Below are 14,063 nucleotides of genomic sequence, written 5' to 3' on the forward strand. Positions count from 1 at the left end.
ATCGTGCTGTCCCCGGCCACCCGCATCGGCTATGCCATCTTCCCCGTCGTCCTCTTCGCCTGGCCCCGGTTCGCGGCCCGGCTGTCGGCGGGGCAGGCCACGGAGCCCGGGAACGAGGCGGGGGAGGCCGGGACCTCGCAGGCCCGGACCGCTGTGCCGCGGCAGCAGGAAACCGGACGGAGCCTGACCGGCACCGCCGACCTGTAGACGTCGGCGCCCTCGGGACCGCCCGCTTCTGCGGACGCGCGGCCTCGAAGCCGCTCCCCGACAGCGGCACACCGACATCGAAACCGACACCGCCCCGCCGGTCGCACGCAGTGCGCGACCGGCGGGGCGGTGTCGTGGCGGGGGCGGTCCCGGCCAGGTCATGGGACCAGGGCGGTCACGGCACCCGGGCGGTCCATTCGTCGGTGGTGAACTTGGTGCGTACGAGCTCCTCGGCCCTGGCCATCTCCTCCGGGGTGACCTCGCCCGGGGTGAGGCCGTGGCGCCTGCGGAAGGACTCGATCATGTTGTCGATGACGGTCTCGCGCGGGAGACCGGTCTGCCGACGGAGGGGGTCGACGCGCTTCTTGGCGCTCTTCGTTCCCTTGTCGGACATCTTCTCCTTGCCGATGCGCAGGACGTCGAGCATCTTGTCCGCGTCGATGTCGTAGGACATGGTCACGTGGTGCAGCACGGCACCGGGACCGCCGCCGGCGCCCACGATGCGCTTCTGGGCCGCACCGGCGATCTTCCCGACCTCGGTCGCGATGTCGTTCAGCGGCTGGTACCAGGCCTTGATGCCCATGTCGCCGAGCGCCCCGAGCACCCAGTCGTCGAGATAGGCGTAACTGTCGGCGAACGACAGGCCGGAGACCAGGGATTCCGGGACGGACAGCGAGTACGTGATGGTGTTGCCGGGCTCCACGAACATGGCGCCGCCACCGGACACCCGCCGGACCACCGTGACACCGTGCCGTTCGGCACCGGCCGGATCGACCTCGTTGCGCAGGGACTGGAAGCTCCCGATGATCACGGCGGGGGAGGACCACTCCCAGACCCGCAGCGTCGGAGGGCGACGACCCGCGGCCACCTCGGCGGTGATGACCTCGTCGAGCGCCATGTGGAGGGCGGGGGACTGCGGGCCCTCGTGGATGAGCCGCCAGTCGTAGTCGCTCCACTCGGTGGCCTGCGCGAGGGCCCGGCGCACGGCGACGGCGACTCCCTCGGTGGTGAGGCCCAGCATCACCGTCGAGTCCGGGAGGACCGCGTCGATCCGAGCGGCGAGCCCGGCGGTGTCCGTGTTCGCCGGAGCGCCCTCCAGCGCCGCGTCGATCGCCAGGATCGCCTCGTCGGGTTCCAGGAAGAAGTCCCCGGCCACCCGTACGTTCCGCAGCGCCCCGCCCTCGACATCCAGATCGACGACGACGAGCTTGCCGCCGGGGATCTTGTACTCACCGTGCACAGCCATGCCTCCAGACCCGACGGCCTCTCGTGTACTCGGGCGCCGACCCGTGCGTGACGACGCCGCTGCCGTGGAGTCTAATCCGTGCGATTTGCGCACCGGACGGCCCCGCCGAGCCGAGAACGAGCGGGTCCCGACACGGTTCCCAGCGGTCCTGACGGCCCTGACAGAGCTGACGGTCCCCCGGGGCCGCTGAGTTCCGGCGGGGTGCTACGCGGGCAGTGGAGCGCGGGTCTGCTCGACGAGCAGGGCGGTGACATCGCTGATCCTGCCTTCGCGGGCGTGAGCGGCCCGCTGACGATGTGCCCCGCTGCCGCAGCGGAGCAGCCGGTCGACGAGGCCGGTGACGACGGTGGTGTCGCCGCAGGCGTCCAGACCGGGCAGCGCGGCCTTCATCATGCGGTCGAGCAGGGCGCGGGCGGGTGCCAGGGCGCCGGTCGTGGTGTCCACGCCGTTCCCCTCCAGGCCGTCGTGCGCGGCCCGCCACAGGGCGAGACGGAGAACCCGGTCGGGTACCTCGGCGGCGGGGCGGTCGTCCGCGACGGCCTGGAGCGCGGCGGTGGCCAGTCCCCGGACGAGGAGTGCGAGCAGCAGTGCCTCCTCGGCGGTGGCGGCCACGTCGGCGACGCGTATCTCCAGGGTGGGCAGGCGCGGGGCGGGCCGGATGAACCAGTACACCATCCCCGGGTCGAGGGCGGCGCCGCCGTCGAGCAACGCGTCGACGGCGTGGTGGTAGTCGTCGGGGGTGCGGTACAGCGGCGGGGGACCGGACGAGGGGAGGCGGGACCAGAGGATGTTGCGCCAGCTGGCGTGACCGGTGTCCCGCCCCTGGTAGAAGGGCGAGTTGGCGCTCAGCGCGAGCAGGGTGGGCAGATGGGGCCGCAGATGGTTGGAGACGGCGAGGGCGGTGGGCAGATCGGGCATGCCGATGTGGACGTGGCAGCCGCACACGGTGTGGGACTCCACCAGATCGCCGAACCGGTTGCTGATGTGCCGATAGCGGGGCTTGTCGGCCAGCGGGAGCGGTACGGGGGTGCCGTACGGGGCACAGCCGGCGGCGACGAGACCGAGGCCGTGCCGCTGAGCCGCCTCGGCCAGCGCGCGCCGGGCCGCCGCGAGATGGTGGTGGGCCTGGTCGGCGAAGCGACAGACCGGAGTGGCGGCCTCCAACTGGAACCGCGTGATCTCCTCGGTCAGCGTGCCGGCCGCGGGGGCGGCGGGAGCGGCGGTACGCAGGACGAGGGGCGCCTGTGCCGCCGGACGGCTCGTCTCCGGGTGCAGCAGGAGGAACTCCTCCTCGATGCCGAAGGTGAGCGGGGCGTCGTCGTGGTGCGCGTTCAGCGGGTTGGTGCGACCGTGTGCCATGTGCGACTCCGTTCCTGCGGGGCGGAGGTGCTTCCCCGCATCAGAAAGCTGGTGTCGACGTGACCGGTCGGGCAGAGGAACCGCCCCGCGGCCCGGGTCACGTTGGTGAGGGCACGTGCTGACGGTGCGTCGGGCAACGTGGGGCCGGGTCAGGGTTGCATGTTCGGGCCGGGCTGACCAGGCCGCCCCCCGAACGGGTATCGACCTCGCCCACGATTGGCGGTGGGAGAAGGAGCGGTGTCCGGGGCCTTCGAATCCGAGGCGGAGGAGGGAGTCGACGCGGAGCGTCGGCAACCGACGACAACGCCGGAGGCGGAGGCCCCGGACGCTGCGACGCCGCTGACCATCGTGGGCGGGGTCGTAAGCGCCCCGGTGCGCCACCGTGCAGAAAGCGGTCCGGGGCCGTGTGGTGGGAAGTCACCACACGGCCCCGGACCGGGACAACGGCAGGGGAGCCCGCGCTGTCAGCCCTTGCGGGCCTTGATCTCGTCGGTGAGCTGGGGCACGACCTGGAACAGGTCACCGACCACGCCGTAGTCGACGAGATCGAAGATCGGCGCCTCGGCGTCCTTGTTGATCGCGACGATCGTCTTCGAGGTCTGCATACCCNGCGAGTTCGGCGTCGACGGCGGTGAGGGAGGCGCCGATCTCCTCGCCGACCGTACCGGCGAGGCTCGTCGCCACCTGCTCCTGCTGACCCATTGCACACCCTCCACCATCAGACGGTTTCCGCTTCACGGAATCAACAATCCGGATAGCGAAGCTATAAGGCCGTCGATTCGGCGTCAATGGTGATCGGAAAAGGTCCGGGGCCGTGTGGTGGGAAGTCACCACACGGCCCCGGACCGGGACAACGGCAGGGGAGCCCGCGCTGTCAGCCCTTGCGGGCCTTGATCTCGTCGGTGAGCTGGGGCACGACCTGGAACAGGTCACCGACCACGCCGTAGTCGACGAGATCGAAGATCGGCGCCTCGGCGTCCTTGTTGATCGCGACGATCGTCTTCGAGGTCTGCATACCCGCCCGGTGCTGGATCGCCCCGGAGATCCCCGACGCGATGTACAACTGCGGCGAGACCGACTTGCCCGTCTGCCCCACCTGCGCGGAATGCGGATACCAGCCCGCGTCCACCGCCGCACGCGACGCACCCACCGCCGCACCCAGACTGTCCGCGAGCGCCTCGATCAACGCGAAGTTCTCCGCACCGTTCACACCCCGCCCGCCCGACACCACGATCGCGGCCTCGGTCAGCTCCGGACGCCCCGTCGACTCACGCGCCTCACGCCCCGTCACCCGCGTCCCCGACGCCCCCTGCGAGAACGACACCTCCAACGCCACGACCTCACCCGCCGCCGCGACCGGCTCCACCGACGCACTGTTCGGCTTGACCGTCACCACCGCACCACCCCGCACCACCCGGGACCGCGTGGTGAACGACGCCGCGAACACCGACTGCGTCACCACCACACCCCCCTCCCCGGCCTCCACATCCACCACATCGGTCAGCAGACCCGAACCCGTCCGCAACGCCAGACGCGCCGCAACCTCCTTGCCCTCCGCCGACGACACCACCAGCACCGCCACCGGCGACACCGCCTCACAAGCCGCCCGCAGCGCATCCACCTTCGGCACGACCAGGAACTCCCCGTACTCCGGAGCCTCGTCCACCAGCACCCGCACCGCACCGTGCTCACCCAGCACACCCGCCGTCGCGCCGGCCCCCGCACCCAACGCCACCGCAACCGGCTCACCCACACGACGCGCCAGCGTCAACAACTCCAGCGTGGGCTTGCGAACCACACCATCCACATGATCGACAAAGACAAGCACTTCAGCCATGGAAAACAACTCCCGCCACGATGAATTGAGGAACAGCCACGCACAGCACGCGCCGTCAGATGAACTTCCGGCCCGCGAGGAACTCGGCAACCTGCCGGCCACCCTCACCCTCGTCCGTCACGACCGTACCCACCGTCCGCGCCGGACGCTCCGCCACGGAAACGACCCGGGTGAACGCACCACCCAGACCCACCTCCCCGGCCTCCACACCCAGATCATCCAGATCCCACGACACCACCGGCTTCTTCTTCGCCGCCATGATCCCCTTGAACGACGGATACCGCGCCTCACCCGACTGGTCCGTCACCGACACCACCGCCGGCAACGACGCCTCCAGCCACTCCGAGGCCACATCGCCATCACGCCGCCCCCGCACCACACCACCCTCCACCGACACCTCCGACAACAACGTCACCTGCGCCACCCCCAACCGCTCCGCCAGCAACGCCGGAACCACACCCCCACCACCATCCGTCGACGCCATACCAGCAACCACCAGATCGAACCCGGCCTTCTCCACCGCCCTCGCCACCACCAACGACGTACCCATCACATCCGAACCATGCACAGACTCGTCCTCGACATGAACCGCCCTGTCCGCACCCATCGACAACGCCTTGCGCAACGCATCCCGCGCATCCTCCGGACCCACCGTCAACACCGTCACCTCGGCATCACCGGCACCCTCCGCGATCCGCAACGCCTGCTCCACCGCGTACTCGTCCAACTCCGACAACAGACCATCCACATCCTCACGGTCCACCGTCAGATCATCCGAGAAACGCCGGTCACCCGTCGCATCCGGCACATACTTCACACAGACAACGATCCTCAAGCTCACGCCGGCTCTCCTACTGCATCGTCTTTTCCGGGCTGCCCTGTTGCACGCAGCATAGGCGCCTGATGGTGCGGTTTCCGGTCGGGGCACCCCGCGCTCCGAAGGAAATATTACTAACCAGTACAGCCAGTGGGTGGCGTATGAGCAAGCGCTTGGAATGTGATCTGGCCGACGTACGACGGGTCGGCAGGGCACGGGGCGCCGCCCGGCGCCTCCCCGGATCCCGTCCGGGGCGCCGCCGGGGGGGCGCGTCCGCGTGCCGCCCGGACGCCTCAGTCCCGCAGCGCGTTGAACCGGCCCTGGTGGTAGAGGAGCGGACGCCCGCCACCGGCCGGATCTCCCACCACGGCCTCGGCGATCACGATCCGGTGGTCACCCGCCGGGATCCGGGCCACCACGCGGCACACCAGCCACGCCAGCACGCCGTCCAGGACCGGCACCCCCTGCGGCCCGCTGCGCCAGCCGGTGGACGGGCCGAACCGGTCGGCGCCGCTGCGGGCGAACGTGGCGGCCAGCTCCTCCTGGTGCTCCCCGAGTATGTGGACGCCGATGTGCTCCGCCTCGGAGACGACCGGCCAACTGGACGACGAGGTCCCCACGCCGAAGGAGACCAGCGGAGGTTCGGCGGCGACGGAGTTGAGGGAGGTGGCGGTGAAGCCGACGGGCCGGCCGGCCGCGGCCGTGATCACCGCCACCCCCGCGGCGTGTCGTCGGAAGACCGAGCGGAGAAGGTCGGGAGAGGCCGGGCGGGCGGTGCCGAGCCCGGGTGAAGCCGTCATGGACTCGGGTGAAGCCGTCATGGAGAAGTCCTTCTGCGAAGAGGCGTACGGGGCCGTGGGTGCTCAGGCACCCGGACAGCGCACACTGACATCGCGGGCGAGGTCCACGTGGACCCGATCGTGGAGAAGGAGTTGCGGAGGCATGGCGTCAGACTGACGATTCGCATCAGGCCTGGTCAAGTACGTTCCGCGAGGTGGGAGATGCGTCACGGTCCGTCACATCGCCTCGCCCAGTGCCGCGACGACGTCGACGGTGCGCGGCTGTCCGACGGCCCTGCGGACGATCCGCCCGCCCGCGTCGAGCACCAGCACGGTCGGTGTCCTGGTGATCCCCAGCTCACGCACGAGAGCCAGGCGCGCCTCCGCGTCGACCTCGACATGGGCGACGCCGTCGACCATGCGCGCCACCTCGGCGAGGACTCGACGCGTGGCCCGGCAGGGCTGACAGAACGCGGTGGAGAACTGCACCAGGGTCGCCCTCTCCCCCAGTTCCGCGCCGAGTCGGGCCGCGTCCAGCGCGCTCCCGTGCGTCCGCCCGTCCACCGTCGCCCTCCCGTCGTCGCCCCTCCCAAGAGGGCAGCGCCGCGTGGTACGGGAACATTCCCGACCGGCCGCACGTGACGAGAATCTCGCCTCCCGCGCCCGCGAGGACTGGCCACCGCGTCGCGCATGGGGCACGATCGGCCCGATGCCGCAAACCTACGGCTGCGTAACTTCCGCCGGGAGAACCCTCCTCAGGCGCTGAAGAAGGGTCTCCCCAGAGATGGCAGAACTCGTCTATCGACCGGTCATCGGCGCCGCTCGCACTTTGTTCAAGGCGCTGGACCTGAAGATCGACGCTCGGGGTTCGGAGCACATCCCGAAGACCGGTGGCGCCGTGCTGGTCTGCAATCACATCAGCTACCTGGACTTCATCTTCACCGGTCTCGCCGCACTGCCGCAGAAGCGTCTCGTCCGCTTCATGGCGAAGGAGTCGGTCTTCCGGCACCGCATCTCCGGACCGCTGATGCGCGGGATGAAGCACATTCCCGTGGACCGCAAGCAGGGCGAGGAAGCCTATGCCCACGCGCTCGCGTCGCTGCGCTCCGGCGAGATCGTCGGTGTCTTCCCCGAGGCCACCATCTCGGAGTCGTTCACGCTGAAGAGCTTCAAGTCGGGGGCCGCCCGGCTGGCCCAGGAGGCCGGTGTGCCCCTGATCCCGACGGCGGTGTGGGGCACGCAGCGGCTGTGGACCAAGGGACGGCCGCGCAACTTCAAGCGCGACCACCTGCCCGTGACGATCCGGGTGGGCGAGGCGGTGGAGGCGCCCGCCGACCAGTACGCGGGGGCCATCACCCGGCGGCTGCGGGAGCGGGTGCAGGAGCTTCTCGAAGCGGCCCAGCGCGCCTACCCCGTGCGTCCGAGGGACGCGAGCGACACCTGGTGGGTCCCCGCGCACCTCGGGGGCACCGCGCCGACCCCGGCCGAGGTACGCGCCCGGGGCTGACACGCATCGCCCCCGCTCCCGGCTGAAACGTCACTCCGGGCATCGGCGACGGTCGGGCCCGGAGTTCCGCGAGGAAGCTCAGAGTTCCGTGGGGAGCGTGTGCCAGAGCTGCGCGCGGTCCGCGGCGGACCTCAGGGCGCTCAGCACCGCCGGGTGCGGTGCCGCGTGGAGCGTCGGGTAGTCCGTCTCGTGGAACCCGGGCCGGACGGGCCATGCCAGCCGTTCGCCGTCGAGCGAGAACCGGGCGTCGACCCCCGGCTTGTTGCCCCGGGCGTCCTGGCGGTCCCAGCGGTCGCGGCCGGGCAGCCGGACCGCGACGAGGCCGTGCACGGGGCCGGGGGATCCGTGGGCGTCGGCGAGCCGCTGGTAGCAGAGGGCGGTGGGGATGCCGGCCGCGCGCAGGAGGGCGGCCAGGGCGTGCGCCTTGGCGTGGCAGATGCCGTGGCGCGCGGCGAGGACGTCGGAGGCGCGCCAGGTGACGTCCGCCTTCCCCGCGTCGCCGGAGTGCGCGATGGTGTCACGCACGTGGACGAAGGCGGCGGCCGCGTATGTGTATGCGTCGGAGGTGTCGCCGCAGAGTTCGGCGACCGTTTGTCGCACGAGCGGGTGCTCGTGATCGATGGCCTCGTCGGCGGCGAGATACGCGGAAAGTTTCGGCACGTGCTGAATCAGCTGCATGATCGCCGAGCGTAGGCAGGCGGCCGGCCGGGAGTCAATGACTTTCCGACCGACCGCATACCTATTCAGAACTATGACTCTCTGGACCGTGACGCGTCCTCGGACGGCGTCACCTGGCCATCTCTTCCTTCAGCGCGAGGACGAACGCGTCCACGTCCTCCTCCGTCGTGTCGAAGGCGCACATCCAGCGCACGTCCCCGGCGGCCTCGTCCCAGAAGTAGAAGCGGAAGCGCTTCTGGAGCCGTTCGCTCACCTCGTGCGGCAGCCGCGCGAAGACGGCGTTGGCCTGGACGGGATGGAGGATCTCCACGCCGTCCACCCCGCGCACGCCCTCCGCCAGGCGCTGGGCCATGGCGTTGGCGTGCCGGGCGTTGCGCAGCCAGAGGTCCCCGGCGAGCAGCGCCTCCAACTGCACGGAGACGAAACGCATCTTGGAGGCGAGCTGCATCGACAGCTTGCGCAGATGCTTCATGGCGCGCACGGCGTCCGGGTCGAGCACGACCACGGCCTCGCCGAAGATCGCCCCGTTCTTGGTGCCGCCGAACGAGAGGACGTCGACGCCGACGGTGTTGGTGAACGTGCGCATCGGCACGTCCAGCGACGCCGCGGCATTGGCTATCCGGGCCCCGTCCAGGTGGACCTTCATGCCGTGACCGTGGGCGTGGTCGCAGATGGCGCGGATCTCGTCGGGCGTGTAGACCGTGCCGAGTTCGGTGTTCTGGGTGATCGAGACGACCTGCGGCATGGCGCGGTGCTCGTCGTCCCAGCCGTACGCCTGCCGGTCGATGAGCTCGGGGGTGAGCTTGCCGTCCGGCGTGGGGACGGTGAGCAGCTTGAGGCCGCCCACGCGCTCCGGGGCGCCGCCCTCGTCGACGTTGATGTGGGCGGACTCGGCGCAGATGACGGCGCCCCAGCGGTCGGTCATCGCCTGGAGGGAGACGACGTTGGCGCCGGTTCCGTTGAAGACCGGGAAGGCTTCGGCGGTGGGGCCGAAGTGACTGTGCATGACGCGCTGGAGATGCCCGGTGTACTCGTCCTCGCCATAGGCGATCTGGTGACCGCCGTTGGCGAGGGCGATGGCCGCGAGGATCTCCGGATGCGTGCCCGCGTAGTTGTCACTGGCGAAGCCGCGTACCTGCGGGTCGTGGTGGCGTCGCGCGTCGGTCCTTACGGTTGTGGGGTCAGCCACAGGCGCTTTCCGTTCACTTCCGGGGCGGGCCGGTCCCAGACGCCGACGATGGCATCGGCCAGATCCTTGACGTCGGTGAAGCCCGCGAATTTCGCATTCGGGCGCTCGGCGCGCATCGCGTCGTGCACCAGTGCCTTGACCACCAGGATCGCAGCCGCGGACCTGGGCCCCTCCTCGCCCCCCGCCTTGCGGAACGCGTCCGCGAGGGCGAGCGTCCATGCCTCGGCGGCCGCCTTCGACGCGGAATAGGCCGCGTTTCCCGCAGTGGGCTGGCTCGCCCCGGCCGCGCTGATCAGCACGTAGCGCCCGCGGTCGCTGCGCTGCAGTCCCGCGTGGAAGGCCAGCGAGGTGTGCTGGACGGTGCGGATCAGCAGCTTCTCCAGCAGGTTCCAGTCGGCGAGGTCGGTCTCGGCGAAGCCGGCGCTGCCGCGCCAGCCGCCGACGAGGTGGACCAGACCGTCGATCCTGCCGAACTCCTTCTCCGTCTTGTCCGCCCAGTCGCGGGTGGCGGCGAGGTCCAGCAGATCGACCGTGTCACCGGTGACGGTGGCTCCGCCGTGGGCGTAGCGCGCGGCGTCGACCGCCTCGGCCAGGCGTGCCGCGTCGGCGTCGGAGGCCACGACGGTGGCGCCTGCCTCCGCGAGCCTCAGCAGCGCAGCCCGGCCCGCCGGGCCGGCGGCCCCGGCGACCGCGACCACGGCACCTTCGAGGGCACCGCTCCCGTTGCCCGTGCCGTTCCCGTTCATGGCCACCGCCTCCTCTGCCCCGGCGCTCACGCGGCTGCCCTCTCGGCACCCGCGGCGGTGATCCCCTTGGTCGAGGCGATCACGTTCTTCAGCTTCTTGGAGAGCGCCTCATAGAACATGCTCAGGGGAAACTCGTCCGGAAGCACCTCGTCGACGAGCTTACGCGGCGGCAGCGACAGGTCCAGTGCCTCGGGTCCCTTCGCCCAGCGGGAGCCCGGGTGCGGGGCGAGGTAGGTGGAGACGAGTTCGTACGCGGCGAACCAGTGCACGAGCTTGGGGCGGTCGATGCCGTCGCGGTACAGCTTCTCGATCTCGGCGCACAGCTGGTTGGTGATCCGCGGGGCGCGTTCCCAGTCGATCCGCAGCGTGTTGTCGGTCCAGCGGATCACGTCGTGCTTGTGGAGGTAGGCGAAGAGCAGCTGTCCGCCCAGGCCGTCGTAGTTGCGGACGCGCTCGCCGGTGACGGGGAAGCGGAACATCCGGTCGAACAGCACGGCGTACTGGACGTCGCGGCCCTGCGGGAAGCCGTCGGCCTCCAGCTGCACGGCCTCCTTGAAGGCGGTGAGGTCGCAGCGCAGCTCCTCCAGCCCGTACATCCAGAACGGCTGCCGCTGCTTGATCATGAAGGGGTCGAAGGGCAGGTCGCCGTGGCTGTGCGCACGGTCGTGGATCATGTCCCAGAGCACGAACGCCTGCTCGCAGCGCTGCTGGTCCGCGACCATCTCGCGGATGTCGCCGGGCAGATCGACGCCGAGGATGCCGACGGCGGCCTCGGTGACCCGGCGGAACCGGGCGGCCTCGCGGTCGCAGAAGATTCCGCCCCAGCTGAAGCGTTCGGGGGCCTCGCGCACGGCGACGGTCTCCGGGAAGAGCACCGCGGAGTTGGTGTCGTAGCCCGAGGTGAAGTCCTCGAACGTGATGCCGCAGAAGAGCGGGTTGTCGTAGCGGGTGGCCTCCAGCTCGGCGAGCCACTCGGGCCAGACCATCCGCAGCACGACGGCCTCGAGGTTGCGGTCCGGGTTGCCGTTCTGGGTGTACATCGCGAAGACGACCAGGTGCTGCACCCCGTCGGCACGCCCCTGGGCGGGCTGGAAGGCGAGCAGCGAGTCGAGGAAGTCCGGCACGCCGAAGCCGTCCGCGGCCCAGCGGCGCAGGTCGGCGACGAGGGCCCGGTGGTAGGCGGCGTCGTGCGGGAGCAGCGGGGCGAGCTCCTCGACCGCGGAGATCACGCGGTCCAGCGTCGCCTCGGCGGTCGCGCGGGACGGGGCGCCCTCCGCGTCGAAGTCGATGGAACCGTCCTTCGACTGCCAGGGACGGATCTCCTCCACGGCGTCCTTGAGGAGGGGCCAGGCAGGGTGGTCGACCACCGGCTGCTCCGCAGCAATACCTCCTGCGGCGGCGTCGTGCACAAGAATTTCCGTCATAACACTTCCTCCACAGGAGAACCTCGCGTCAAATCACCGTATCCGTGCGTGGTTACTCCAGACAAGTGGATCTCAGTAAATTATCCTGCGCGCTCGCGATGTCACCGCGATTCTTCCTGCGCAAAACTGTGGAGGGAGCACTTCCGTCGGAAGCGGAGGCTCCGGTGGCCGCAGCTCCGCTCCGTCGCACACGGGTACGCCCGAGCGGTCCCGCACGCGCCGGACGCGCGCCCGCGCACGGGTGGCACAGTCCGCCTCCCCTGTCGGCGTACGGACCGGGCCGGTTCGCCCGGACGCCGGACGGCCGTGATGACCCGGCACCCGGCGGGTAGGAGCCGCATGCGGAGGAACACCGTCTACGGAAGCGAGTCGCCTTGTCTTTTCTCACCATCGGTCATCGCGGAGTGATGGGTGTCGAGCCGGAGAACACCCTGCGGTCGTTCGTCCACGCGGAACGGGCCGGGATGGACGCGATCGAACTGGACCTGCACCTGAGCAAGGACGGCGCGCTGGCCGTCATGCACGACGCCGACGTGGACCGCACGACGGACGGCAGCGGCCCGATCGTCGGGAAGACCCTCGCCGAACTGCGCGAGCTCGACGCCGGACAGGGCGAGCGGGTGCCGGTCTTCGAGGAGGTCCTCGATGCCGTGCGGTCCCCGCTCCAGGCGGAGATCAAAGACGCGGCGGCGGCCCGCGCGCTGGCGGAGGTGATGCTGCGGCGCGGCCTCGTCGAACGGGTCGAGGTCTCGTCGTTCCACGACGGGGCGGTCGCCGAGATCGCCCGGCTGGTGCCGGGGGTGAGGACCGTTCTCATCGCGAGCCGGCGGCAGGACGATGCGGTGGAGCGGGCGAAGGCGGTGGGTGCGGCGACGCTGGCGCTGAACATCCGCCGCCTCACCCTGGAGATGGTCGAGCGGGCGCACGCCGAGGGGCTGAAGGTCATCGGCTGGGTGGTGAACACCCAGGACCATCTGCGACTGGTACGCGCCCTGCGGCTGGACGGCGCCACCACGGACCATCCGGAGATCCGCCGCGCCGTCCGCTTCACCGCCTGATCAACACTCCGGCCGGACCAGGTTCTTGATCAGGAGTTCGAACGCGAGGTCGTCGCGCTGCGGGATGCCGAAGCGCTCGTCGCCGTAGGGGAACGGGCTCGTCCTTCCCGTACGGCGATAGCCGCGGCGCTCGTACCAGGCGATCAGCTCCTCCCGCACCGAGATCACGGTCATGTGCATCTCGGCCGCCCCCCAGTCCTCCCGTACGGCGCGCTCGGCCTCGGCGATGACCACCTTGCCGAGCCCGGCGCCCTGGAGGTCGGGGCGGACCGCGAACATCCCGAAGTAGGCCGCGTCGCCCCGGCGTTCGAGCTGGCAGCAGGCGACGACCGCGCCGTCGCGCTCCACCACGAGCAGTCGGCTGCCAGGGGCCTCGACGACCTGGCGGACGCCGTCGGGGTCGGTGCGCTGCCCGTCGAGGATGTCCGCCTCGGTGGTCCACCCGACCCGGCTGGAGTCGCCCCGGTACGCCGATTCGACCAGCGCCACGAGGACGGGAACATCGGCGTCGACCGCGTCGCGGAACGTCAGCCGTCCCGAATCCTGGGTGGGGGCCATGTCCATGACGGCGATTCTCCGTTCCTCGGCTGCGGACGTGCCGCAGCAGCGTAACCCGGTGTCGCACGGCGGGCGGCGGGGTGGGGCAGGCATAGAGTCCGCCGCATGGTTCATGTGCTGAGCAGCCGGATCCTGCTGCGTCCCACCGATCCCGAACGGTCGCGCGCCTTCTACGGGGAGTCGCTCGGACTGCCCGTGTACCGGGAGTTCGGGACCGGGCCCGAGCGGGGCACGGTCTACTTCCTCGGCGGCGGCTTCCTGGAGGTGTCCGGACGCGCGGACGGGCCGCCGGTGCCGAGTCTCGCGCTGTGGCTGCAGGTCGCGGACGTGCACGCGGCGCACGAGGAGCTGTCGGCCCGCGGGGTCGAGGTGCTGAGACCACCGCTGCGCGAACCGTGGGGGCTCGTCGAGATGTGGATGCGCGACCCGGACGGGCACCGGATCGCCGTGGTGGAGGTCCCGGCGGACCATCCGCTGCGCCACCGCCCCTGAGAGCCTGTCGGGTGACCTCTGATCGGGCGGACGTGGCGTGGCACGCACGCTTCCGGCGTTGCCGAAATGCCCTAGTAGCTCCGCTACGAGGACATCCCGGCGCCTTGGGATCGCACGCACCACGCCACGTCCGCTCTCCGATCGAAGGTCACCCGACAGGCTCTGA

At 70.5% G+C, this 14,063-nt stretch carries 14 protein-coding genes and 2 pseudogenes; 4 read left to right on the forward strand and 12 right to left on the reverse strand.

Annotated elements, in window-relative coordinates; genetic code table 11:
* Positions 1-207, forward strand: a pseudogene (locus AMK22_RS40620) (hypothetical protein); the annotation flags it as partial.
* Positions 208-382: 175 nt separating this feature from the next.
* On the opposite strand, the gene AMK22_RS07095 reads toward AMK22_RS40620, so the two are convergent.
* The 7 genes and pseudogenes from AMK22_RS07095 to AMK22_RS07125 form a co-directional block, all read right to left on the reverse strand.
* Complete coding sequence (locus AMK22_RS07095; RefSeq protein ID WP_073782416.1) at positions 383-1,447, reverse strand: lipoate--protein ligase family protein; 1,065 nt, start codon at positions 1,445-1,447, stop codon at positions 383-385.
* A 210-nt stretch (positions 1,448-1,657) separates the two neighbouring features.
* Positions 1,658-2,812 carry a carboxylate-amine ligase gene (locus AMK22_RS07100; protein WP_073782418.1) on the reverse strand — a complete coding sequence of 385 codons (1,155 nt, stop codon included), beginning with the start codon at positions 2,810-2,812 and terminating at the stop codon, positions 1,658-1,660.
* A gap of 464 nt (positions 2,813-3,276) precedes the next feature.
* A pseudogene (locus AMK22_RS38155) lies at positions 3,277-3,421 on the reverse strand (electron transfer flavoprotein subunit alpha/FixB family protein); the annotation flags it as partial.
* Positions 3,422-3,686: 265 nt separating this feature from the next.
* A complete protein-coding gene (locus AMK22_RS07110; protein ID WP_073782422.1) occupies positions 3,687-4,649 on the reverse strand; it encodes an electron transfer flavoprotein subunit alpha/FixB family protein in 963 nt (320 codons plus the stop codon).
* A 55-nt stretch (positions 4,650-4,704) separates the two neighbouring features.
* Positions 4,705-5,490 (reverse strand): electron transfer flavoprotein subunit beta/FixA family protein, encoded by a 786-nt coding sequence (locus AMK22_RS07115; protein WP_073782424.1) that lies wholly within the window; start codon positions 5,488-5,490, stop codon positions 4,705-4,707.
* 269 nt (positions 5,491-5,759) lie between these two features.
* On the reverse strand, positions 5,760-6,266 hold the full coding sequence (locus tag AMK22_RS07120) for a flavin reductase family protein (protein WP_073782426.1): 507 nt from the start codon (positions 6,264-6,266) through the stop codon (positions 5,760-5,762).
* A 216-nt stretch (positions 6,267-6,482) separates the two neighbouring features.
* Positions 6,483-6,809 carry a TlpA family protein disulfide reductase gene (locus AMK22_RS07125; RefSeq protein WP_073782428.1) on the reverse strand — a complete coding sequence of 109 codons (327 nt, stop codon included), beginning with the start codon at positions 6,807-6,809 and terminating at the stop codon, positions 6,483-6,485.
* 220 nt (positions 6,810-7,029) lie between these two features.
* On the opposite strand from AMK22_RS07125, the gene AMK22_RS07130 reads away from it, so the two are divergent.
* Complete coding sequence (locus tag AMK22_RS07130; RefSeq protein ID WP_073782430.1) at positions 7,030-7,752, forward strand: lysophospholipid acyltransferase family protein; 723 nt, start codon at positions 7,030-7,032, stop codon at positions 7,750-7,752.
* A gap of 78 nt (positions 7,753-7,830) precedes the next feature.
* Here the strand turns inward: AMK22_RS07130 and AMK22_RS07135 are convergent, their stop codons facing one another.
* From AMK22_RS07135 to AMK22_RS07150, 4 genes are all read right to left on the reverse strand, one after another.
* Positions 7,831-8,430, reverse strand: coding sequence for a transglutaminase domain-containing protein (locus AMK22_RS07135; RefSeq protein WP_073782432.1), 600 nt, complete (start codon positions 8,428-8,430; stop codon positions 7,831-7,833).
* Between the two features lie 109 nt (positions 8,431-8,539).
* A complete protein-coding gene (locus AMK22_RS07140) occupies positions 8,540-9,619 on the reverse strand; it encodes a threonine aldolase family protein (protein ID WP_073782434.1) in 1,080 nt (359 codons plus the stop codon).
* On the reverse strand, positions 9,598-10,365 hold the full coding sequence (locus AMK22_RS07145) for an SDR family NAD(P)-dependent oxidoreductase (RefSeq protein WP_073782436.1): 768 nt from the start codon (positions 10,363-10,365) through the stop codon (positions 9,598-9,600). Before AMK22_RS07145 ends, AMK22_RS07140 begins: the two co-directional genes overlap by 22 nt.
* 26 nt (positions 10,366-10,391) lie before the next feature.
* Positions 10,392-11,789, reverse strand: a complete 1,398-nt coding sequence (locus AMK22_RS07150; RefSeq protein ID WP_073782438.1) for a DUF6421 family protein — start codon at positions 11,787-11,789, stop codon at positions 10,392-10,394.
* 374 nt (positions 11,790-12,163) lie between these two features.
* Here AMK22_RS07150 and AMK22_RS07155 point away from each other — a divergent pair, with 374 nt between their 5' ends.
* Entirely contained in the window at positions 12,164-12,847 is a 684-nt protein-coding gene (locus tag AMK22_RS07155) for a glycerophosphodiester phosphodiesterase (RefSeq protein ID WP_073782440.1), read from the forward strand.
* Here the strand turns inward: AMK22_RS07155 and AMK22_RS07160 are convergent, their stop codons facing one another.
* A complete protein-coding gene (locus AMK22_RS07160) occupies positions 12,848-13,411 on the reverse strand; it encodes a GNAT family N-acetyltransferase (protein WP_073782442.1) in 564 nt (187 codons plus the stop codon).
* A 99-nt stretch (positions 13,412-13,510) separates the two neighbouring features.
* Here AMK22_RS07160 and AMK22_RS07165 point away from each other — a divergent pair, with 99 nt between their 5' ends.
* Positions 13,511-13,897, forward strand: coding sequence for a VOC family protein (locus AMK22_RS07165; RefSeq protein WP_073782444.1), 387 nt, complete (start codon positions 13,511-13,513; stop codon positions 13,895-13,897).
* The last annotated feature ends 166 nt before the right edge of the window (positions 13,898-14,063 follow it).

The organism is Streptomyces sp. CB01580 (assembly GCF_001905795.1).
Classification (GTDB): domain Bacteria; phylum Actinomycetota; class Actinomycetes; order Streptomycetales; family Streptomycetaceae; genus Streptomyces.

What these genes read in the sequence shown, in the direction of transcription:
- AMK22_RS07100 (WP_073782418.1), bottom strand. Translation starts at nt 2,812, where the DNA reads ATGGCACACGGTCGCACCAACCCGCTGAACGCGCACCACGACGACGCC.
- AMK22_RS07110 (WP_073782422.1), bottom strand. Translation starts at nt 4,649, where the DNA reads ATGGCTGAAGTGCTTGTCTTTGTCGATCATGTGGATGGTGTGGTTCGC.
- AMK22_RS07120 (WP_073782426.1), bottom strand. Translation starts at nt 6,266, where the DNA reads ATGACGGCTTCACCCGGGCTCGGCACCGCCCGCCCGGCCTCTCCCGAC.
- AMK22_RS07130 (WP_073782430.1), top strand. Translation starts at nt 7,030, where the DNA reads ATGGCAGAACTCGTCTATCGACCGGTCATCGGCGCCGCTCGCACTTTG.
- AMK22_RS07135 (WP_073782432.1), bottom strand. Translation starts at nt 8,430, where the DNA reads ATGCAGCTGATTCAGCACGTGCCGAAACTTTCCGCGTATCTCGCCGCC.
- AMK22_RS07145 (WP_073782436.1), bottom strand. Translation starts at nt 10,365, where the DNA reads ATGAACGGGAACGGCACGGGCAACGGGAGCGGTGCCCTCGAAGGTGCC.
- AMK22_RS07150 (WP_073782438.1), bottom strand. Translation starts at nt 11,789, where the DNA reads ATGACGGAAATTCTTGTGCACGACGCCGCCGCAGGAGGTATTGCTGCG.
- AMK22_RS07160 (WP_073782442.1), bottom strand. Translation starts at nt 13,411, where the DNA reads ATGGACATGGCCCCCACCCAGGATTCGGGACGGCTGACGTTCCGCGAC.
- AMK22_RS07165 (WP_073782444.1), top strand. Translation starts at nt 13,511, where the DNA reads ATGGTTCATGTGCTGAGCAGCCGGATCCTGCTGCGTCCCACCGATCCC.